Annotated in this window: 20 protein-coding genes and 1 tRNA gene; 4 read left to right on the forward strand and 17 right to left on the reverse strand. The window is 30.9% G+C overall.

Features of this window, described 5'->3' with window-relative positions; all coding sequences use genetic code 11:
• Window positions 1-140: 140 nt before the first annotated feature.
• The 3 genes from M915_RS03460 to M915_RS03470 all read right to left on the reverse strand — a co-directional run bounded on the left by M915_RS03460 (window position 141) and on the right by M915_RS03470 (window position 5,099).
• Window positions 141-3,449 carry an S-layer homology domain-containing protein gene (locus M915_RS03460; protein WP_051259778.1) on the reverse strand — a complete coding sequence of 1,103 codons (3,309 nt, stop codon included), beginning with the start codon at window positions 3,447-3,449 and terminating at the stop codon, window positions 141-143.
• Between the two features lie 11 nt (window positions 3,450-3,460).
• On the reverse strand, window positions 3,461-3,787 hold the full coding sequence (locus tag M915_RS03465) for a hypothetical protein (RefSeq protein WP_036729374.1): 327 nt from the start codon (window positions 3,785-3,787) through the stop codon (window positions 3,461-3,463).
• 124 nt (window positions 3,788-3,911) lie between these two features.
• A complete protein-coding gene (locus M915_RS03470; RefSeq protein WP_036729377.1) occupies window positions 3,912-5,099 on the reverse strand; it encodes a homoserine dehydrogenase in 1,188 nt (395 codons plus the stop codon).
• 106 nt (window positions 5,100-5,205) lie between these two features.
• Here M915_RS03470 and M915_RS03475 point away from each other — a divergent pair, with 106 nt between their 5' ends.
• On the forward strand, window positions 5,206-6,252 hold the full coding sequence (locus M915_RS03475; RefSeq protein ID WP_051259779.1) for an aspartate-semialdehyde dehydrogenase: 1,047 nt from the start codon (window positions 5,206-5,208) through the stop codon (window positions 6,250-6,252).
• Window positions 6,253-6,261: 9 nt separating this feature from the next.
• On the opposite strand, the gene M915_RS03480 is transcribed toward M915_RS03475, so the two are convergent.
• The gene (locus tag M915_RS03480) at window positions 6,262-6,897 is read right to left on the reverse strand and encodes an epoxyqueuosine reductase QueH (protein ID WP_036729382.1); all 636 of its coding nucleotides are present in this window, start codon (window positions 6,895-6,897) and stop codon (window positions 6,262-6,264) included.
• Window positions 6,898-6,956: 59 nt separating this feature from the next.
• Between M915_RS03480 and M915_RS03485 the strand changes: the two genes are divergently transcribed.
• Window positions 6,957-7,033, forward strand: a tRNA-Pro gene (locus M915_RS03485).
• Between the two features lie 34 nt (window positions 7,034-7,067).
• On the opposite strand, the gene pyk is transcribed toward M915_RS03485, so the two are convergent.
• From pyk to M915_RS03550, 13 genes are all read right to left on the reverse strand, one after another.
• Window positions 7,068-8,816, reverse strand: a complete 1,749-nt coding sequence (gene pyk, locus M915_RS03490; RefSeq protein WP_009221967.1) for a pyruvate kinase — start codon at window positions 8,814-8,816, stop codon at window positions 7,068-7,070.
• Window positions 8,817-8,831: 15 nt separating this feature from the next.
• Window positions 8,832-9,791: an ATP-dependent 6-phosphofructokinase gene (locus M915_RS03495; RefSeq protein ID WP_036729384.1), complete on the reverse strand. Its 960-nt coding sequence runs from the start codon at window positions 9,789-9,791 to the stop codon at window positions 8,832-8,834.
• 10 nt (window positions 9,792-9,801) lie between these two features.
• Window positions 9,802-13,251: a DNA polymerase III subunit alpha gene (locus M915_RS03500; RefSeq protein ID WP_036729387.1), complete on the reverse strand. Its 3,450-nt coding sequence runs from the start codon at window positions 13,249-13,251 to the stop codon at window positions 9,802-9,804.
• 63 nt (window positions 13,252-13,314) lie between these two features.
• Window positions 13,315-13,584, reverse strand: coding sequence for an HPr family phosphocarrier protein (locus M915_RS03505; protein WP_009221964.1), 270 nt, complete (start codon window positions 13,582-13,584; stop codon window positions 13,315-13,317).
• The gene (gene whiA / locus M915_RS03510) at window positions 13,565-14,521 is read right to left on the reverse strand and encodes a DNA-binding protein WhiA (protein WP_036729390.1); all 957 of its coding nucleotides are present in this window, start codon (window positions 14,519-14,521) and stop codon (window positions 13,565-13,567) included. Before whiA ends, M915_RS03505 begins: the two co-directional genes overlap by 20 nt.
• 137 nt (window positions 14,522-14,658) lie before the next feature.
• On the reverse strand, window positions 14,659-15,558 hold the full coding sequence (locus M915_RS03515) for a dihydroorotate dehydrogenase (RefSeq protein WP_009221962.1): 900 nt from the start codon (window positions 15,556-15,558) through the stop codon (window positions 14,659-14,661).
• Window positions 15,551-16,252: a dihydroorotate dehydrogenase electron transfer subunit gene (locus M915_RS03520; RefSeq protein WP_036729392.1), complete on the reverse strand. Its 702-nt coding sequence runs from the start codon at window positions 16,250-16,252 to the stop codon at window positions 15,551-15,553. The genes M915_RS03515 and M915_RS03520 overlap by 8 nt, the downstream gene beginning before the upstream one ends.
• Window positions 16,253-16,255: 3 nt before the next feature.
• Complete coding sequence (locus M915_RS03525; protein WP_009221960.1) at window positions 16,256-16,684, reverse strand: aspartate carbamoyltransferase regulatory subunit; 429 nt, start codon at window positions 16,682-16,684, stop codon at window positions 16,256-16,258.
• 1 nt (window position 16,685) lies between these two features.
• The gene (gene pyrB / locus M915_RS03530; protein WP_009221959.1) at window positions 16,686-17,600 is read right to left on the reverse strand and encodes an aspartate carbamoyltransferase; all 915 of its coding nucleotides are present in this window, start codon (window positions 17,598-17,600) and stop codon (window positions 16,686-16,688) included.
• A gap of 188 nt (window positions 17,601-17,788) precedes the next feature.
• Window positions 17,789-18,196, reverse strand: a complete 408-nt coding sequence (locus M915_RS03535; RefSeq protein ID WP_036729395.1) for a DUF3887 domain-containing protein — start codon at window positions 18,194-18,196, stop codon at window positions 17,789-17,791.
• Window positions 18,193-18,792 (reverse strand): YhfC family glutamic-type intramembrane protease, encoded by a 600-nt coding sequence (locus M915_RS03540; protein ID WP_051259780.1) that lies wholly within the window; start codon window positions 18,790-18,792, stop codon window positions 18,193-18,195. The genes M915_RS03535 and M915_RS03540 overlap by 4 nt, the downstream gene beginning before the upstream one ends.
• Complete coding sequence (locus M915_RS03545; RefSeq protein ID WP_051259781.1) at window positions 18,785-19,423, reverse strand: SdpI family protein; 639 nt, start codon at window positions 19,421-19,423, stop codon at window positions 18,785-18,787. The genes M915_RS03540 and M915_RS03545 overlap by 8 nt, the downstream gene beginning before the upstream one ends.
• Window positions 19,424-19,425: 2 nt before the next feature.
• Window positions 19,426-19,701, reverse strand: coding sequence for an autorepressor SdpR family transcription factor (locus M915_RS03550; RefSeq protein ID WP_009221955.1), 276 nt, complete (start codon window positions 19,699-19,701; stop codon window positions 19,426-19,428).
• Between the two features lie 157 nt (window positions 19,702-19,858).
• On the opposite strand from M915_RS03550, the gene M915_RS03555 reads away from it, so the two are divergent.
• Both M915_RS03555 and M915_RS03560 read left to right on the forward strand, forming a co-directional pair.
• Entirely contained in the window at window positions 19,859-20,326 is a 468-nt protein-coding gene (locus M915_RS03555) for a YbaK/EbsC family protein (RefSeq protein ID WP_036729398.1), read from the forward strand.
• Window positions 20,327-20,361: 35 nt separating this feature from the next.
• Complete coding sequence (locus M915_RS03560; RefSeq protein WP_009221953.1) at window positions 20,362-20,745, forward strand: SdpI family protein; 384 nt, start codon at window positions 20,362-20,364, stop codon at window positions 20,743-20,745.
• Window positions 20,746-20,800 lie beyond the last annotated feature (55 nt).

Raw genomic sequence — 20,800 nt, forward strand, 5'->3', positions numbered from 1 at the left:
AATCTAACCTCCTTTTACATTTTATACCCAACTTAATTTAATTACCATATTTTACTCATTATTATGGCCGTAAATTATAATTTTTAATTTTACATAAAAACAGCCGGAAAAATAAATTTCCGACTGTTTGCTGTTTGTAATTATTTGTTTAATGCTCTTTCAATTATTGTTGCCGATTCCGCTCTTGTAACATTGTTGTTAGGTTTAAAGCTTGAATCCGGATATCCCTTTACAAGCTCTGCTTTGACAACTTTCTCAACAGATTCTTTTGCCCATTCTGATATTTTGTCATTGTCAGTAAATTTAAGTTCTGTTTTTTCTGAAAGCTTTAATACATTTGCTATTATCTTAGACATTTCTTCTCTCGTAATGTTTTTATTCGGTCCAAATTCTTCTGCTGAATATCCGTTTACTATTTTAAGTGCTGCTGCAACTTCTATATAGTTCTTTGCCCAGTGTTTTTCGATGTCCTTAAATGTCACTTTTTCGTTTGATTTTAGATCAAATGCACAAACTATAGTTTTAACAAATTCTGCTCTTGTAATTTTTCCGTCAGGTTTAAATGTCATATCTTGATATCCATTTAATATTCCCTTTTCAACAAGTGAATTTATAGCATTTTCCGCCCAATGACCTTTTATGTCTTTAAGTCCTGAAGTTTCTGATTTTAATCCGTTTCCTTCTTTAAAGGTATCATTATTTACAGCATAGATTGAATTTGACAATTGTCTGAACAGATGAGCTGTATGTGCTTTGTTTGTAACATCTTCTGCAAAGAATACAAAGTTTGTTCCGTTGTATTTATCTGCAAATCCAAGTATTTGATCTCTTACGAAACCATGATTTGGCCACCATCCTTGAATATAAAAATCACTTGAATCTTTTACTTTTGCAAATACTTTTGCACTCGGATTTGCTTTTGTAATTACTGTACCGCTTGCAATATATGAAAGGTCATCTGTATTATACATTCCTGTTAGAGGTGAACTTATATCATATTTTGCTTTTAGAAGTCCTTCGTTTCCTTCTCCGTCTTCATTCATCTTTATTGAAATAGGATACAACTTATTTTCTTTTGCCGCCGCAAGTGCTTCTCCACCTATTGCAATATAATTTTTGCCATCTATTTCTTCTTTTTTAACTTGTCCTGATGAATCAACTATTGTGTTTGCATCTATTGCATTTTTAACCAAATTAAATCCAAGATCTTTCAATACAAATCTTGTTGAATCAGTTGTAGATGCATAGTCTGAACCTGATGGAGTTATATAAATCTTAGGTGCTGTTAATTCTTTAGTTGAAACTTCATCTTTTAACGCTTCCGCTTTTACATATAGTCCGCTTACATTTGCTTTTAGATCTGATGTTTTAACAACAAAATCTCCTGCTGAGGCAGTTTTTGATTTTTGTGTTACGATTTCAACTTTAGCATTATTTGCAAGCATTTTATTTACTAATCTTGTTACGTCATTATTTGTATTTCTGATTAATGTTTTTTCTGAATCTAAACCATTTAATTGTGTTTCAGGTTTAGCAATAGCACTTGTAACTTCAGACATCTTTCCGTCAAATAATCCCTTTTGTCTAACTTCTACTCTGTCAAACCCTCTCATTGCAGGGAAATTTAATACAAGTTCTGCATACATTGCTCCCCATGCCGATTCATCTGTTCCTGTAAACAGAGCTGAATTTACAAGAGATTTTTTAACTTGGTTAAGTGGAAGTATTATTGAACCTGCCGGATATTTTACTCCCTTATATTCAACTTCTTGAGTTGATTTATAAACTTTAACTCCATTTCTTAAGAAATATTCAATCATATTGTATACTTCAAGATCATTTTTTTGATTTGCGCTGTCAAGTGGAAGTATATAATAATCAGGGAAGAAGTTGGCGTTATTTCCTCTTGGTCTTCCTATTTGTTTTCCGTTAGGATCTAAGTGCCAAGTATCTACTCCTTTATTGTCCTCGTTTTCAAGTCCTCTTTTAAAAACTGTAAGCTGATTTTTATAAAGCGCATCTTTATTATTTAGTATATAGTCAATAGATCCTATTACAGTATGCACGTGAGCTTTCATTCCGTCTTCATTTTGATCAGGTATTTCTACTGTATGTCCAAGTGTTCCGTGGATAAGAGCAAATACTCCTGTATATCCTAAGAATCCGTCATCCCATCCGTCACCGTAATCAAACATAGGAATTATAAAGCTTTCATATTTTGTATTTGCTATCGCTATATTTCCCATATGTCTTGCATGTTCTATCGCTCCCGGAGCTCCCTTTACATCTTTTGTTTGAGGATCTCTAATTCCACCCATTAATAAATCATACTCAAAGTTAGGTTCATGAGGTGGTGTACAAGGTTCAATTAAAAAGTCTTTAACAAATCCGTGTAAGTCTAAAAATGCTATCGGATCATATTTTGCAAATGTCTTTGCCAATGCTTTTGTTTCTTCTTGTGTTTGATATACATTATCTCTGTTTAAATCAAGATTATATCCATTTTCTCTCTTATTGTTTTGTTTTCCGTCCGGATTTTGAGTTATATCAAATAAAAGTATAAAATTATCAAGTATATCTTCTACTTTTAAGCTTTTTTTTGCTCCTGCATTAGTTGTATTAAATGATATTTCATCATTATTTGCAAGTCTTTCCAAGAAATTAATTTGAGCATCAACTCCCGGTGATTCATCCGGGTGAACGTTGTTTATAAAAATAGGAACTTGATAATTGCCCATTGTTTTATTATTTATCTTATCAATAAGTCCTTGTGGATTTGTATGTGCTGCAACAAATGTATTATTTAAATAATTATCTACAGCAGCTCTATCTTTAGCTACAATTATAAAGTGCATGTCTCTGCCTTGACTGCTCTTTCCTATTGATTGATATTCAAAATATCTGTCTCCTTTTTTATTTCCACTTTCAATTATTTTATCTAAGTGAGGCTTAATTTCGTCATAGTGGTGAAATCCTTCATAGTTGTTTATTTTTAGCTGAGCTGTAACAGAGATATTTGACTCTTTATCTGTAACTTTTAATGGATATGTTCCCATTAAAGTTTCAAATGTCCATCTTGGATATGGTCTGTGATCTGTAGTATCAACACCATAAGGTAAATCGTTTTCTAAAACTGCATGAACTTTTGTGCCGTCTACTTTTACACCGGATATGCTTATCCATGGTTTTAAATCATATTTTGCAGTTTTTTCGTTAAAGCTCTTCCATTCTTTAACATCCTTGTTATCAAGTGTCCAAATTAAATTTTCAGCTTTTACTTCTTTTCCAAAATCTACATCAATTTCAACTTTACCTTTTTTAGTAACCTGAATTTCATTTTGTGAAAGCTTCATTTCTGCAGCTAGTGCAACTTTAGGAAATGATCCTAAAACAGAAAGCATCATTAAAAAGGAAAGCAATATAGATATGGTTCTCTTACTCTTCTTCATAAATATTCCTCCTAATTTCTAATAAAAAATCTCTCAAATATAATTTTGAGTTCATTTTTTTCGACTATGCACTTAAAATTATGTATAAGTTCACAGCCACCAATGTAAATTTTACATCTAACTAATATTTTTTCACCACAGGATTGAACACAAATAATATCTCTTAATCTCCCTATATCAAGAACTCTAAATTTTTTACTTTTCAAGAATTCATCTAATGTATAGGAATTTTTAAAATCACTTGAAAACAAATTATATATTGCTTTCTTGTCTCCGATATTATTTAATTCATAGAGTTTGCCAATTTGTTTTTTAGCCTCTGTAGTCCACAAACTCACATTCACCTCCATACTAGAATTATCACATAGAAGTTTTAAAACTTCAACGCTTTTATTAATCTAACCCTGATTCTTAGCTGTACTGTAAATCGGCAAACCGTTATATTATTGTTCCCTGTACAATTCAATCAATTTCATATCTTCCGACAAAATATTCTTTTTTAGGAATATTTTTTAATTGTTCAAATAATATATTTCTTTTTATTTTCTTTGTCTTTATAACAATGTTCTCTCCAATATTGTTTAGATTATCTATCAAACTATCATCTATACTGAATTTATTACTTATTCGAAGATAATATATTCCTTCCATATTCTCTGACATATTTTTTAAATCTCTGTTAAATTCCAAATCAATATAATTCTTACAAAGTGCATCTATTATATCAATTACAACGGCATTTCCTGTTTGAAATGAACCTGCCCCCTGACCTGCTACTGAAAGTGAATCATAATTATCTCCAAAAATTTCAACAATATTATTTGTATCATTAATGTTAAATAAGCTATCATCTCTACTTAAAATAACAGGTTCAACTATTGAAGTATATCCTTTATCGTCTAATTTTGACTCTGCTACAAGTTTAACTCTTAAATTATTATTTTTAAAATACTCTATATCGACCTTGGAAATTGAGCCTATACCATAATGTAATATATTTTCATTCTTAATCGGTGATTTAAATGCAATGGTAGATAATATTCTAAGCTTTCTGAGTGCATCTATTCCCTCAACATCATCAAACGGTTCTGCTTCTGCATATCCCAAATTTTGAGCCTGCTTTAACACATCTGAATAATCTTTATTTTCTAATTCCATATTAGATAACAAAAAATTACTTGTTCCATTCAATATTCCTCTCACTCTATATATATCGTTAATTACACTTTGACTCTTCAATGGTGTTATTATTGGCAATGAGGCCGCCACTGAAGATTCATATAAAAATGCAACATTATTTTTTTTAGCAAGTTCTGTAAATTCTTCAAAATATTCTGATACAACGGCCTTGTTTGCTGTTACCACATTTTTTTTATTTTCAATGGCACGCTTAATATACATATAACTGTTTTCTAAATCACCTGTCATTTCCACAATCAATAAAATTTCTTCATCATTTATAATATCTTCAAAGTTGTCTGTAAAAAGTTTTTTATCCAAATCTGTTTCAAAATTTAAGTTTCGTTTTAATATTTTCGTAACTACAACATCATCTGATACTATTTTTTTAATGTTTTCTCTGTTTTTATTCAAAATTTCATAGGTTCCTTTTCCTACTGTTCCAAATCCAAGTAATGCTATTTTTATCAAATTATAATCCTCCTTAAATCCAAAAGATGTTTATAGTAACATTATATCAAAATATACATATTTTTCTATTCAGAATAATCTTTCATTATGCTGAATTGACAATATTATGCTGACATGGTATATTAGGCTCAAAATTGTTAAGAAGGTGTACGAATTGAATAAAATAAATTTAGCAATATTTGGTGCAACAGGTCTGGTAGGACAAAAAATGAAACGCATCTTGGAAGAAAGAAACTTAAATATAGACAACATATATTTTTTTGCTTCAAAAAATTCTGCCGGAAAGGTAATTTTTTTTAACAGTAAAGAACACTTTGTAGAAGAACTTTGTGAAAAAAACATTGCAAACAAAAAAATAGACTATGCACTTTGTGCATTGGATTCTCCTCTTGCAAAAGAATTTTTACCGTTAACTAAAAAATATAACATAACTGTTATAGATAACTCTTCCGCTTTTAGAATGGCAGATGACATTCCTTTGGTTGTTCCGGAAATAAATCCTGAAAAAGCACTTTATGAAGGAAATATAATAGCAAGTCCAAATTGCAGTACAATTCAATCAGTTGTTGCACTTTATCCAATATATAAAAACTATGGAATAAAGAGAATAATATACACTACTTATCAAGCAGTATCCGGTAGTGGTGTAAACGGAATTGAAGATTTAAAAAGAGGTTTATGGGATGGAGAAAATCGCTTCTATCCGCATCAAATTGCCTATAATGTTCTCCCACATATAGATGATTTTCTTGACGACGGCTACACTAAAGAAGAAATGAAAATGGTAAATGAAACAAAGAAAATTTTTGGAGACAATTCAATTAAAATTACCGCAACAACCGCAAGAGTCCCTGTGTATGATTCACACCTTGTATCAATAAATGTGGAAACGGAAAAACCGTTTGAGTTGACCGATATATTTGATATATTCAAAAACGAACCAGGTATAATTTTATATGATGATGTAAAAAATAATATATATCCTATGCCGATAGTTGCAAGAGGACGAAATGAAGTATTTGTCGGCAGAATACGAAGAGATTTCTCTGTAGAAAATGGAATTAATTTCATATCGGTTGCCGATAATACAAGAAAGGGTGCAGCACTCAACACAATTCAAATACTTGAATATCTAATAGATAAACAAAAATAAACTCGGAAGTTATCCGAGTTTTTTTCTATCTTCCATGCTTTGTAATTTTGAAAATATACATCCGCAATAGTCTTGCCTATATAAATTATATTCTTTTGAAAGTTCAATACTTCTCCTGTAACCATTTTTCTTTTTAAAATCAGAATATAGATAATTTATTCCATATTTTTTTGCCATTTCTTCGCCGATTTTATTTAATAACTGAGAATTTTTATACGGACTTACTGAAAGCGTAGTTGTAAAATAGTCAAATCCTTTTTCTTTTGCAAACTTTGCAGCTTCCTCAATTCTCAAATCAAAACACAGTTTACATCTATATCCGCCTTCACGTTCGTGTTCGTATCCTTTTATCTTATCAAAATATTCTGATGAATCGTAATCTATTACAATAAGCTCTATTTTATTTTTTGAAGGCAATCTTTCTATTACACTTCTCTGTTCAACTACTCTTGTATAAAATTCATTTTTTGTATCTATATTTGGATTGTAATATAAAACCGTTATTTTAAAATACATGCCAAGCCTTTCCAAAACTGAACTTGAACAAGGACCGCAACAAGAATGCAGTAATAATCTCGGTGGATTATCTGTATCAAGTTTCTTTATTATATTTTCCATTTCAAGATTATAATTTATTTTATTCATATTTACACTTCCAAATCATTGTATCTAATTTTAACCTGTGATATAATTTTAGATGTCGTCGGGATGTAGCGCAGTTTGGTAGCGCACATGTATGGGGTGCATGGGGCCGAAGGTTCAAATCCTTTCATCCCGACCATTGCCGTGTATACACGGCTTTTTTTATTCTTAATTTAAAACATTCCCCTTCTAACTGTCCCGTCAGATTCATCAATCGTTATTATATCACCTGTTTTTATTTTTGTTAATGCTCCAAACGCTCCAACTATTGTCGGAATTGAAAGAGCTATCCCTGTAATTGCCGCATGAGATGTGTATCCTGCAATTTCAGCTACTATTCCTGATGATCTTTCAACATATTTCATAATATCTTTATCTGTTGTCGTAAGTACTACTATATCTCCATCCTTAAAGTCTTTAATTAAATCTTCTTCGTCTTTTACAACTATAGCTCTTGCAGTAAGTTTTTTACTACCCATTCCTACACCCTTTGTCAATATTTCAGACACAGTTTGAACTTTTATTAAATTCGTAGAACCTGCAAGACCGACAGGGACTCCTGCTGTTACTATAACGGTATCTCCTGCTTTTAATAAATTTTCTTCCACAGCTCTTTCTATTGATATATTTATAACATCATCCGTACTTTTCAAATTAGGAACTGTAATTGATGTAGTTCCCCACTCAAGCGATAGCTGTCTTCTCACTTTTTCATTTGTAGTAGCTGCTATAATTTCACTTTTAGGTCTGAATTTTGAAAGTGCTCTTGTTGTATATCCTGATGTTGTAGCTGTTATTATTGCCTTTGCATTTAAGTCTTCCGCTATTGTACATGTACTTTTGCCTATTGCATTAGTCGTAGAATTTGAAATATCCTCTATTTTTTTTCTTAGTAATGCTCTATAATCTATAGAATTTTCTGTAACTTCTACAATTTTTCTCATAGTTCTTACAGCAAGAACAGGATATCTTCCGCTTGCTGTTTCCCCGGAAAGCATTACTGCACTTGTCCCGTCAAGTACCGCGTTTGCAACATCATTTGCCTCGGCTCTTGTAGGTCTCGGATTTCTCATCATAGAATCCAGCATTTGGGTTGCAGTTATTACAACTTTTCCCACAAGATTGCACTTATTTATTATTTCTTTTTGTGCAAGCGGAACTTCCTCCGTTTCAATTTCAACACCCAAATCTCCTCTTGCAACCATAATACCGTCTGACACTTCCAGAATTTCATCAAGATTTTCAAGACCTTGCTCTGATTCTATTTTAGATATTATTCTAATATCAAAATTATCAGCATCCTCTAAAATTTTTCTTATTTCAAGAACATCCGACTTTGTTCTAACAAAAGATGCCGCTATAAAATCAATATCATTTTCTATACCGAATAATATATCTTCCTTATCTTTTTCAGTCAATGCAGGTAATTTTAAATGTATTCCCGGAACATTGACTCCTTTTCTTGAAGAAATTTTTCCTCCGTTTTCAACAACACATTCAATTTCCGTACCGTCTATCTTTTCAACTCTTAAACCTACAAGCCCGTCATCTATCAAAACTCTTGAGCCGATTTGCAAATCTTTAGGTAAATCTTTATATGATACTGATGCAATATTTTGATCTCCCTCTATATTTCTTGTAGTCAAAGTGAATTTTTCTTCAGTATCAAGTTCCACATCAATCATATTTTTAAAAAGTCCAAGTCTTATTTCGGGACCTTTAGTATCAAGCATTATTGCTACAGGAAGATTCAATTCTTCTCTAATTTTTTTTATCCTGTCAATTCTAACTTTATGTTCCTCATGTGAACCATGAGAAAAATTTAATCTGCAAACATCTAAGCCCTCTAAAAAAAGCTGCCTTAAAACTTCTTCACTGTCACTTGCAGGACCTATTGTTGAAACTATTTTTGTTCTTTTCATAAATTATAACCTCTTTTAAATTGATATCTTTTTTAGTATATCTGATAAATCATCTTTAAATTCTTTTTTTATATTAAGCGCAATTTCAAGATTAAATATTTCTATCTTCCCCGAACATATCCCAACTGCATAAGCACCGCTATTTGAAATTATATATTCAACAGCGGCATTTCCCATGGCAGCTCCCATAATTCTGTCAACTACATTTGGATTCCCGCCTCTTTGTATATACCCTAATATTGTTACTCTCGTGTCAATTTCCGTAAGTTTTTCAAACTCCTCAGCAATTTTATAAGCATCCCCGGCTCCTTCTGCAAGTATTATTATATGGTGTCTTTTCCCTCTATTTTTACCCAAAATTGCTTTTTTAGAAATTTCTTCCATATCAAACTTTCTCTCAGGAACTATAATGCTTTCTGCACCTCCTGAAAGCCCGGAATACAAAGCTATATCCCCACAATTTCTACCCATAACTTCTACAATATTTGCACGTCCATGTGCCTCTGTTGTGTCTCTTATATTTGAGATTGCATGAGTAACTGTATCTATAGCTGTAAAAAATCCGATTGTATAATCCGTATATCCCAAATCATTATCTATACTAAGCGGTATTCCGATAACATCTATGCCCCTACCTGCAAGAGCCAATGCTCCTTTAAGTGAACCGTCTCCGCCTGCCACGATTAATTTATCTATTCCAAAGACTTCCAATATATTGACAGCCTTATCTAATCCTTCATCGGTTTCAAACCTTTTACTTCTCGATGTACCAAGTATAGTTCCACCTCTCTGAATTATATCAGCTACCGAAGACTCAATAAGCTGAACTATATCTCCATCTATAAGTCCTTCGTATCCATTCTTCACTCCATAGACTTCATAGCCCATATATATTGCACTTCTAACTACAGCTCTTATTACTGCATTCATTCCCGGTGCATCTCCACCGCTTGTTAAAATGGCTATTCTTTTCATTAACATTCACCTACTTAAGTACTATTTTTGATATATCATTATTCAAATACTGTAATAAGTCAAATTTTAAATCACCTATTTTTGAACTGTCAATCCAAAATTCTCTTTCAGCCCCAAATACACTACCTTCTTTTTCAAAATATAATACAACAGGTGTATTACCTCTATAATTTTTTAAACATAATTTAATTACATTTAATAAATCTTTATTTTCAAAAGAAGGTAAACTTAAATATAATTTATTTTTTGACGGTTCTGATACAGTCCTAAGTCCATCTACAATTATTTTCAGATTTTCAACATCGGATTCTTGGATATGACCTTCTACCAATAAAACTTTTCCCTCAATTAATTTATCCGTTACTTTTTCATATAAGTTAGGAAAAATTACAAGTTCTATCTGTCCATATAAATCCTCTAAACTTGCAAATGCCATAATTTTTTTATTTTTAGTTATCATTGTCTTTTTGTTTTTTAAAAGCCCAACAATTTTTACATAAGAATCTGTCTTTCGCATTGCATTTTTACTGTTTTCAAATATAATACTTGTATTTGTAACATTCATATTTTTTATAGTCTCAATATAAGCATCCAACGGATGCCCTGATACATATATTCCCAAAATTTCCTTCTCAAAATCAAGTTTTTCATTTGTTGAAAAATCTCTTAATTTAGGTAAAACTTCTTTATCTTCATAGGAGTTCGTATCAAACAGTGAAAATTGTCCCTTAACATTATTTTTCAAATTGCCTATTACATTATCTATTGTCTTTTCATAAATTGCTAAATATTGAGCTCTATTTCCGCCAAGACTGTCTAATGCTCCGGATTTTATTAGATATTCCATAGCTCTCTTATTTATAGCTTGTGAATTTATTTCACATACTCTCTTTACAAAATCATTAAATGAACTGAATTTTCCGGCTTTTCTTGCAATTTCTATTGTTGATATGAAATTCTCATTCATATTTTTTATCGCTTTAAGTCCAAATCTTATATTATTTCCTTCTACTGTAAAATTTTTAAAGCTCTTATTTACATCAGGCGGTAATACTTCTATTCCAAGCCTTTTACATTCTTCTATATACAATGTAACTTGAGTTACTTTGCCCATATAAGAAGATATTTGTGCCGCCATAAATTCTGTCGGATAATAATATTTCAAATATGCCGTTCTGTATGCAACTACTGAATATGCCACACTGTGACTTTTATTAAAAGCATATTTTGCAAAATCAATCATAAGGTCATAAATTTTATTTGCAGATGCTTCATCAACTCCATTTTCAATTGCTCCACAACAAATTTTTTCACCGTTTTCAATCTTGCCGTAAATGAAATTCTGTCTTTCTTCTTCCATTACGGTCATTTTTTTCTTGCTCATAGCTCTTCTGACAAGATCCGCTCTTCCAAGAGAATAGCCTCCTATTTTTTGAACTATTTGCATAACCTGTTCTTGATATACTATACAACCATAGGTGGATTTTAAAATATCTTCAAGCTTTTCATGAACATAACTTATTTTGTTTAAATTATGTTTTGACTCTATAAATTTAGGTATTTGATTCATAGGTCCCGGTCTAAAAAGTGCATTTGCAGCTACCAGATCTTCAAAAGCATCCGGTTTCAAGTCTTTTAAAAATGCTCTCATCCCCGAAGATTCAAACTGAAATATTCCAAGTGTCTCCGCTTTTGCAAACATATTTAAAACATTACTGTCATTCAATTCCATGGAGCTGAAATCTATTTCAATACCATAATTTTTTTTAATTAAATTAAGAGCATCACGTATTACGGTAAGAGTTCTAAGACCTAAAAAATCCATCTTTAAAAGCCCAAGCTCCTCAAGTTCATTCATATTAAACTGAGTTGCAATAATCTTATCATTTCTTGTAAGAGGAACATAGTTTGTGATTGCATCTTTTGAAATTACAACTCCTGCCGCATGGGTTGAAGTATGTCTTGGCAAACCTTCAACTTTTAATGCCATATCTATTAATCTCTTTGCATCTTCATCTTCATTGTATTCTTTATTCAACGAAGGACTTACAACAAGAGCATCTTTTATCGTCATATTAAGTTCTTCCGGAACTTGTTTTGCTATATAATCAACTCTGCCATAGCTCATATCAAGAGCTCTTCCAACGTCTCTTATCGCTCCTCTTGCACCCATAGTACCAAATGTTACAATTTGTGCTACATTTTCAATGCCATATTTTTCTATTACATACTCAATAACCTCTTCACGTCTTTCGTAGCAAAAATCTATATCTATATCCGGCATTGATACTCTTTCAGGATTTAAAAATCTTTCAAACAGCAGATTAAATTTAAGCGGATCAATATCTATTATTCTAAGTGCATAGGATATTATAGAACCTGCTGCAGAACCACGTCCGGGTCCTACAACAATACCATTATCTCTTGCATATCGTATAAAATCCCATACTATTAAAAAATAATCTACATATCCCATATCTATTATTGTCTGAAATTCATACTCTACTCTATTTGAAATTTCCTCATTTATTATCTCATATCTTTCTTTAAGTCCTCTGTCTACAAGAAACCTCAAATAACTCTCATTAGTAAAGCCGGCAGGAACTTCAAAATGCGGCAAATGTAAATTATGAAACTCAATATTTACATTACACCTGTCCGCAATTTTAACTGTGTTCAATAAAGCATCTTCATTACCTGAAAACCGTTCATACATTTCATCAATACTTTTTAAATAAAATTCTTCTGTTTGAAACTTCATTCTATTTTCTTCATTTACTGTTGTTCCGGTCTGAATGCATAATAAAACATCATGAGCTTTGGCATCTTCTCTATTGAGATAGTGAACATCATTTGTAGCTATCAAAGGTATATCTAATTTTACGCTAAGTGTTTCAAGATATTTATTTACTTTCTTCTGCTCTTTTATATCATGATCTTGTAATTCTAAGAAAAAATTTCCTTTACCGAATATTTTTTCATATTTAAGTGCAGCTTCTTCCGCTCCTGTAAAATCTCCATAATTTAATTTCCTTTGAACTTCTCCGGCAAGACATGCACTTGTAGCTATTATCCCTTCATGGTATTTTCTTAATACATCTAAATCTATTCTCGGTTTGTAATAATAGCCGTTTACAAACCCTTCCGAAACTATCTTCATCAAATTTTTAAAACCTGTATAATTTTCGGCAAGAAGTATCAAATGAAATCTGCTCATATTTTTATCAAATACTCTATAATTTCCATCCGCAATATAAACTTCACAGCCTATTATAGGCTTTATCCCTGCATTCTTACACGCCTTATAAAAAGCAATTGTTCCATACATGTTTCCATGATCTGTAAGAGCTATTGCCTTCATATTTAATTCTTTAGCTTTATTTGCAAGTTCTGAAATTCTCGCTGATCCATCTAATAACGAATACTCACTATGAACATGTAAATGCACAAAATCTCTCACTATATCACCTTTGTTTTCTAAATTAAAAGAGTTTTAATAGCCGCCTATTAAAACTCCAACACTCTAATAACGATTTATAAATTTATTTTCTACCAATTCTACCAATTTGTCAATTGCCTCTTGTTCATCAGAGCCCAAAGCTGTTAAAACAACCTCTTCGCCGTTAAATACTCCCAAAGACATAACTCCTATAATACTTTTCCCATTAACTGTATCGCCGTGAGCTTGTAAGGTAATTTCTGAGTTAAAATTATTTGCTACTCTTACAAAGAGCGCTGCGGCTCTTGCATGCAACCCATCTTCATTTGTCAGCTTAACCGTTTTTGTTACCATTATGTTCACTCCTTAACTTACTTGCTATTTCTTTTATCTTATTAAGCCTATGGTTCACGCCGGATTTACCTACCGGTGGATTTAACATTTCTCCAAGTTCCTTTAGGCTTATCGAATCATCTTCTAATCTAAGTTCAGCAACATCTCTTAAATTTTTAGGTAAACTTTCAAGCCCGATTGTATTTTTTATATATTCTATATCCATAACTTGTTTTACAGATGTATTTACTATTTTATTCAAATTTGCATTTTCAAGATTTACAATTCTATTTACTCTATTATTGATATCCTTATAAATTCTGATATTCTCAAAGTCAAGCGTAGCTTTACTTGCTCCTATATAACTAAGCATATCTGATATTTTTTCAGCTTCTTTAATATATACGATATAAGATTCTTTTCTTCCCACTATTTTTGAGTTAAATCCTAAGGAATTTATTATCTCAGATAAAAATTTTGCATGTTCATATTTACTTGATACAAGCTCAAAATGATAATATTTTTCCGGATTTGAAATCGAACCCGCTCCTAAAAATGCCCCTCTAATATATGCTCTTTTACAACAGTCCATATCTAATATGGATATCGGCATATAGTTTGGCGTAAATACGTTTTCATTTCTAAGATAGTCCACATCATACAATAAAACCCTTGATGCTCCGTCATCTTTTAAAATTATAGAATAAATGTTATTTTTTTTAAGCTGCTTTGATTTTGAAACTACTACTTCAACTTCATCAGAATAGTATCTCTTTAAAAATGTAAAAATCCTTCTTGCTACCGCTGCATTTTCAGTATTAAAGTAAATATTTATACCTTCGTTAAACTTCAAAGAAGCACACATCGGAATTAATCCGCTTAATTCTGCAACTATATCGCAATTTTGTGAAACCTTTATTTTTGCAACTTCATCTTTTACAGAGGAAGAAAAACTCAAACTCTCACCTCTTAAGATTTTATTATACTAAAGTTTGACATTTTTTTCAAATATTTGTACTTTAATATTATACATCTTTAGCAGCATTAATTAAAGTCTAAAATTAAATTATGTAAAATAATTCTTAGGGTTAAGAATTATATTATTGCTCTTATATCATCAACCCTAAGATTTTTTTCTTCTAAAAACTCTTGCATTTCATCTATTATGTCTAAAATTACATTTGGATTCATAAAATTTGCGGTTCCAACTTGTATTGCAGATGCTCCCGCCATTATAAATTCAATAGCATCCATTCCGTTTGTTATACCTCCCATGGCAATTACCGGAATTGAAACATTTTTGCAAACTTGATGTGTCATTCTGAGCGCTATAGGTTTTATTGCAGGTCCAGATAATCCTGCATAAGTATTGTTGAAAACCGCTTTACCTGTTTTTGCATCTATTGCCATTGCAAGAAATGTATTTACAAGTGAAATTCCGTCTGCTCCGGCTTTCTCCACTGCCTTTGCACTTTCTACTATGTCTCTTGCATTTGGAGATAGCTTTACTATAAGTCTATGTCTTGTAGCTTTTTTTACTGCTTCTGTAACTAATGCTGCACTATCCGCCTCAATTCCAAAAGCCATTCCTCCATGCTTTACATTCGGGCATGAAATGTTTAGTTCAATTGCAAAAAATTCATAATCATTTAAAATTTTTGCAGCTTCAACATATTCTTCAACTGTATTTCCACCAAGATTTACTATCACATTTGTTTCAAGAGTATTCATTTTACCCAATATATTTTCTGCGAAATAATGTATTCCGGGATTTTCAAGTCCTATTGAATTCATAATTCCGGATGGAGTTTCCCAAATTCTGATTCCGTCATTTCCGCTTTTTGGATAATATGTTATTCCCTTTGATGCAATTCCGCCTAAAATTGACGGTTTATAATACTTTGTATACTCTTCTCCAAATCCATAAGTACCGGATGCAGGAATAATCGGATTTTTAAATTCTACTCCCAGTATTTCAGTTTTAAGTCTATTCAACTAAATCTCCTCCAAAAAACACAGGCCCTTCTTTACAGGCTCTCTTATTCCCATCTTTTGTCTTACATACACAAGAAAGACATGCTCCTACTCCACATCCCATTCTGTTTTCAAGTGACATGTATACTTCACAATTATTTTCATTGCCATACTCAAATACTTTACGCATCATAATTTCAGGTCCGCAAGTGTATATGAGTTTTTTATCATACTCCAATATATCTGTTATAAACCCGCCTTTTTTTACCTTTAAGTTTACATCTAAATCTTTAAATAGCATTTCCAAGTTTTGATTTTCTCTTTCTCCGATATATAAATCAATTTTAACTGACTCATTATATCTTTTCAAACATTTTGAAAGATAGTAAAAAGGTGCTGCTCCTACACCTCCGCTAACAAGTGATATCTCCCTTTTATTTTTATAACAAAAATGATTTCCATATGGTCCAAAAAGTTTTATCTCATCATTTTCTCTAAGTTTAGATAAAAGTTTTGTTCCGATACCCCTAACTTCATATAAAAATAATATACCGTCTTCTTGCACATCAAATACGCTAATTGGACGAGAGAGCGTGGGATAATTATCCCACGCCCTTAACATATAAAACTGCCCGGGTTCTACATTGCTAATCTCGTCCACCTTCATTAAAAAATAGTTCTTATCAACTTCTCTATTATATATTACACTCGCCATATTTTACTCCGCATAAATAGTCAAAGAATCACAATATTCGCACTTATATTCTCTCTTTTCCGCATCCACAAGAGCAAAAGCATGATCTTGTACATTTTCAATATTTGTAATACATCTTGGATTTTTACAGTGCATTATTCCTTCAACTCTTTCAGGAAGTTCCATCCTAAGTTTCTTAACTCTTTCTCCATCTTCTATAAAATTTACAGTTGTATGAGGAGCAATAAGTCCAAGTACTGTGAAATCAAGGTTAAAATCTGTTTCAATCTTTATAAGATCTTTTTTTCCAAGTGATGTTGAACTTATATTTTGCATAAGAACAACCGGATCTGTAACCTCATCAAGCTTTAATGCCTTGTATAATATATGTCCCTTGCCACATTCAATATGATCAAGTACAATTCCCTTTTTTATTTTAGAAACATTTATCATATTAGCCCTCCATTCCAAGTAAGAACATTATAAGTGCCATTCTTACATACATTCCAAATCTTGCCTGTTCAAAATACACAGCTCTTTTATCACTGTCAACTTCTGTTGCTATCTCATTAACTCTTGGTAGCGGATGCAATACGATCATATCTTCTCTTGCAAGCTTCATCTTTTCATTATCAAGTATAAAGAAATCCTTTAATCTTAAATATTCTTCTTCCGATACAAATCTTTCTCTTTGAACTCTGGACATATATAGTATATCAAGATCTTTTATTGCATCAGTAAGACTTGTTGTTTCAGTATAGCACTTCGGATCAAGTTCATCTTTAAATTGCTTAGGCATTTGCAATTCTTCAGGTGATATAAATACAAACTTTATATTTTCATATCTATTCATTGCCCTTACAAGAGAATGTATTGTTCTTCCAAATTTTAAATCTCCGCAAAGCCCTATAGTCATATTATCAAATCTCTTTTTATAATATCTTATTGTCATTAAGTCCGTAAGAGTTTGTGTGGGATGTTGATGTCCACCATCTCCTGCATTTATAATCGGCATTCTTGTCATGTGCTTAGATGCAAGTAATGCTGCCCCCTCTTTAGGATGTCTCATACAAGCTATGTCCGCATAATTTTCAATAGTTCTAAGAGTATCCGAAAGAGATTCTCCTTTTGCTGTTGATGATACTTTTGCATCTGCAAAACCTATAATTTGTCCTCCAAGTCTCAGCATGGCAGATTCAAAAGATAATCTTGTTCTTGTAGAAGGTTCAAAAAAAAGACTTGCTAATAACTTTCCCTTACAAACATCACCATATTTAACAGGGTCTTGTAAAATGTTATCAGCCAGTCCAAATAATCTTTCAAATTCTTCAGTTGTAAAGTCCGACGGTTCTATTAAATGTCTTAACATATTGTCCTCCCAATAAAAAAAACTTGCCGTGCAGGATTGGCAAGTAAATAGACTCATATTATATCTATTACTTTTTTAGCGTCCCGCACTAATTTAAAAGTAATTTTCTTCTTGAAATAATATATACTAATATTAATCTAATGTCAATATTTTTATTCAAGCATGATATAATATTTTTCATAATAAAATTATTTATAAAAAATCCCTAAAAGTTTTTCGTCATTATTAAAAGTTAATGTATATATCAATTCCCCATTATTATATTTAACTTTTTGTATTACTAAAATATAATCCTGTCCTGTATTTTTATCTTTTTGGTATGATACATTAACATCCATAAAAGAATCAAAATCACCTTTACTACCTACATCAACATTTATCTGTTCTATAATCTCATCTGTCAACGCATTTTTTAAATCATCTGAACATATATCTTTCAATCTAGATACCTCTTTAGAATTAACTATCGAAATAACTTTCTGCGCATTTTTTGAATATTTTTCAACATCTTCAGCGGATGCTTTCTTTGAATTTCCACAAGCGGAAACTAACAAAGCGAATAAAAACAACATTACTAAAATTTTATATTTTTTCATAAACTCCTCCAATATTTTCTATTCTTTAAAACATATCCTACTAAAATAATATCTATAGCACTCCATATAAAGTATAATGTTCCTAATTCAAAATTAAATACATTTCCAATATAAATTAAAAAATCAAATAAGCCGTGGATAACTATTGCCACTAATAAATATCTATACTTCTTATTGTATAAAAATCCATTCCATATAATTACACTTTCACAAATATGAAATATTATAGCTAAAAATCTTTCATATATTCCTAGCATACTGAATTGAGATATATTAACATATAAAAGAACAGAATTTATAATTATAACAGCTTCAGCAATTCCATGTCCTAATCCAAAAACTATAGGTTCAATTATATCCTTAGAATTTCTTATTAGAAACTTTTTAAATAAAAATCTAAATGTTTCTTCAAAAATGCCTGCACTGAAAGCTATAACGAAATTTAAGAGTGTAGGCATTTCTACTAATAAAACAGAAAAAAAGAATGTTGAATATAAATATGTTAAAATTGGCATTCTAATTAATTTTTGAGAAATAAAAAAGTTCAACATACCACATATAAATATAGTGATATAATTAAAAAATTTTTTATTCATTTAAAATCTCCTTATATACAATATATGAATATATCATTGGAAGGAATGTAATTACCAATATTATGGCAATCATTATTATGTCTTCAAATTTATTTAAAAACATTGAAGCTATTCCGAATATTCCTCCGCCTATCCACACATATCCGCCAAATCTATGTGTTTTATCCCAAACATAATCACTGTGCAGTGTCCATGGAAGTTTTATTCCTACAGTATAATTTCTTTTTGTCTTTGGAAAATAATTTCCCATTAAAATAAATAGCACATATATAAATCCCCTTGCCCATGTTGAAATATCAATTCGATTTCCAAGTGAATATGAAATTGACAAATATGATATAGCCACACTCAATACAGGTATAATCAAAAGAACTATTCTCATAGCACCTTCTCCCTGATATTTCCTTCGTGGATCTTTATCAGTTATAAAGTATGTCGCAACATATAAAATCATCATAAATAACGGAATACCAAACAATGCAAAATTTTTACTTGCATAATCATCGGCAAGATTATCACTTCCAAAATGAATCGGCATACTCTCAGGAAGCCTGTTATAATAAATAGCTCCCATAATAATTGGTATAAATGTTATCAAAAGACCTATTTTAAATAATTTACTTCTACTCATTTTTAAGTTTCCCCTTTTTCATTCACCATACTAAAAACATATGACATAAGCTCCTCAAATACAGATGTATTTAAAACATAATTTCTAAAATTACCGTCTCTATACTCAAGAATTAGCCCGGCATCTTTTAAAATTGATAAATGATACGATACAGTTGCTTGAGTCATATCAAAATTTTCGGCTATATCACCTGCACTCATCATGCCATTCTTCAACATTTCTAAAATTTCTCGTCTATTATTATCACTTAATGCCTTAAAGGTTTTTTCCAACGACATATACTCACCTATTTTGAAATATTTCTAAATAGATTATAGTATATATAAATTAAAAAGTCAATTTTAAAATAGTTTCAACTTGTACTCAATAATTTGAATTTCAAAAATCACTATGCTATAATTCTTTAATAAAATTAAATTTGTAAGGAGAATTTTTATGGCTATAGAAAAAGTTAAAGAATATTTTAAAAAATTTAATATGGAAAACAGAATATTAGAATTTGAAACCTCAAGTGCAACTGTTGAACTTGCAGCAAAAGCCGCAAATTGTGAGCCTTGCAGAATAGCAAAAACTCTCTCCTTTAAAATCGGTGAAAATCCTATTCTAATAGTCGTTGCAGGAGATATGAAGATTGACAATGCAAAATATAAAAGTACATTTAAAGCAAAGGCAAAAATGCTAACCCATGATGAGGTATTAAATTTAATAGGTCACGAAGTCGGTGGAGTGTGTCCATTTGCAATAAATGATGGTGTAACAGTATATCTTGATGAATCTTTAAAAAGATTTGATACTGTTTTTCCGGCATGCGGAAGCAGTAGCAGTGCAATAGAACTTACAGTTGAAGAACTTGAAAAATACTCCATGTTCAGTTCTTGGATTGATGTCTGTAAATTAATTTAGGCATATATCCCTATATAATTATTATGGAGATTGATATGAAATTTTGGATATTTATGTTAATAATGAACTTACTAATTCCGTTCAGCTTAATTATAATCGGATATAAATATAAGAAAAATCCACCTATGAAAATAAACAAATTTCACGGATACAGAACAAGTATGTCCATGAAAAATAATGAAACATGGATCTTTGCCCAAAAATACCACGGAAAATTGTGCTCTTCATTAGGAATAATAATGCTGCCTATTTCAATTATATCTATGCTTTTTATAATAAAAAAAGATATAAATACAGTTGGTAAAATCGGCGGAATTATATGTCTGTTACAGCTTATAGTATTAATTTTAAGTATAATCCCGACTGAGAAGGCACTCAAAAAAAGTTTTGATTCAAACGGAAATAAAAAAATTCAATAACATTACAAATGACATAAAAAAATACCTCGATTTCTCGAGGTATTTTTATTTTATA

The organism is Peptoniphilus mikwangii (assembly GCF_000468535.1).
In the GTDB taxonomy this organism is placed as follows: Bacteria; Bacillota; Clostridia; order Tissierellales; family Peptoniphilaceae; genus Anaerosphaera; species Anaerosphaera mikwangii.

Excerpts from the sequence above, each read along its gene's own strand:
- M915_RS03540 (WP_051259780.1), bottom strand. The coding sequence starts at position 18,792 with ATGAATAAAAAATTTTTTAATTATATCACTATATTTATATGTGGTATG.
- M915_RS03560 (WP_009221953.1), top strand. The coding sequence starts at position 20,362 with ATGAAATTTTGGATATTTATGTTAATAATGAACTTACTAATTCCGTTC.
- M915_RS03475 (WP_051259779.1), top strand. The coding sequence starts at position 5,206 with ATGCTGACATGGTATATTAGGCTCAAAATTGTTAAGAAGGTGTACGAA.
- M915_RS03525 (WP_009221960.1), bottom strand. The coding sequence starts at position 16,684 with ATGATAAATGTTTCTAAAATAAAAAAGGGAATTGTACTTGATCATATT.
- M915_RS03505 (WP_009221964.1), bottom strand. The coding sequence starts at position 13,584 with ATGGTAACAAAAACGGTTAAGCTGACAAATGAAGATGGGTTGCATGCA.
- M915_RS03480 (WP_036729382.1), bottom strand. The coding sequence starts at position 6,897 with ATGAATAAAATAAATTATAATCTTGAAATGGAAAATATAATAAAGAAA.
- M915_RS03555 (WP_036729398.1), top strand. The coding sequence starts at position 19,859 with ATGGCTATAGAAAAAGTTAAAGAATATTTTAAAAAATTTAATATGGAA.
- M915_RS03545 (WP_051259781.1), bottom strand. The coding sequence starts at position 19,423 with ATGAGTAGAAGTAAATTATTTAAAATAGGTCTTTTGATAACATTTATA.
- M915_RS03460 (WP_051259778.1), bottom strand. The coding sequence starts at position 3,449 with ATGAAGAAGAGTAAGAGAACCATATCTATATTGCTTTCCTTTTTAATG.
- M915_RS03520 (WP_036729392.1), bottom strand. The coding sequence starts at position 16,252 with ATGGCGAGTGTAATATATAATAGAGAAGTTGATAAGAACTATTTTTTA.
- pyrB (WP_009221959.1), bottom strand. The coding sequence starts at position 17,600 with ATGTTAAGACATTTAATAGAACCGTCGGACTTTACAACTGAAGAATTT.
- M915_RS03550 (WP_009221955.1), bottom strand. The coding sequence starts at position 19,701 with ATGTCGTTGGAAAAAACCTTTAAGGCATTAAGTGATAATAATAGACGA.
- pyk (WP_009221967.1), bottom strand. The coding sequence starts at position 8,816 with ATGAAAAGAACAAAAATAGTTTCAACAATAGGTCCTGCAAGTGACAGT.
- M915_RS03495 (WP_036729384.1), bottom strand. The coding sequence starts at position 9,791 with ATGAAAAGAATAGCCATTTTAACAAGCGGTGGAGATGCACCGGGAATG.
- M915_RS03535 (WP_036729395.1), bottom strand. The coding sequence starts at position 18,196 with ATGAAAAAATATAAAATTTTAGTAATGTTGTTTTTATTCGCTTTGTTA.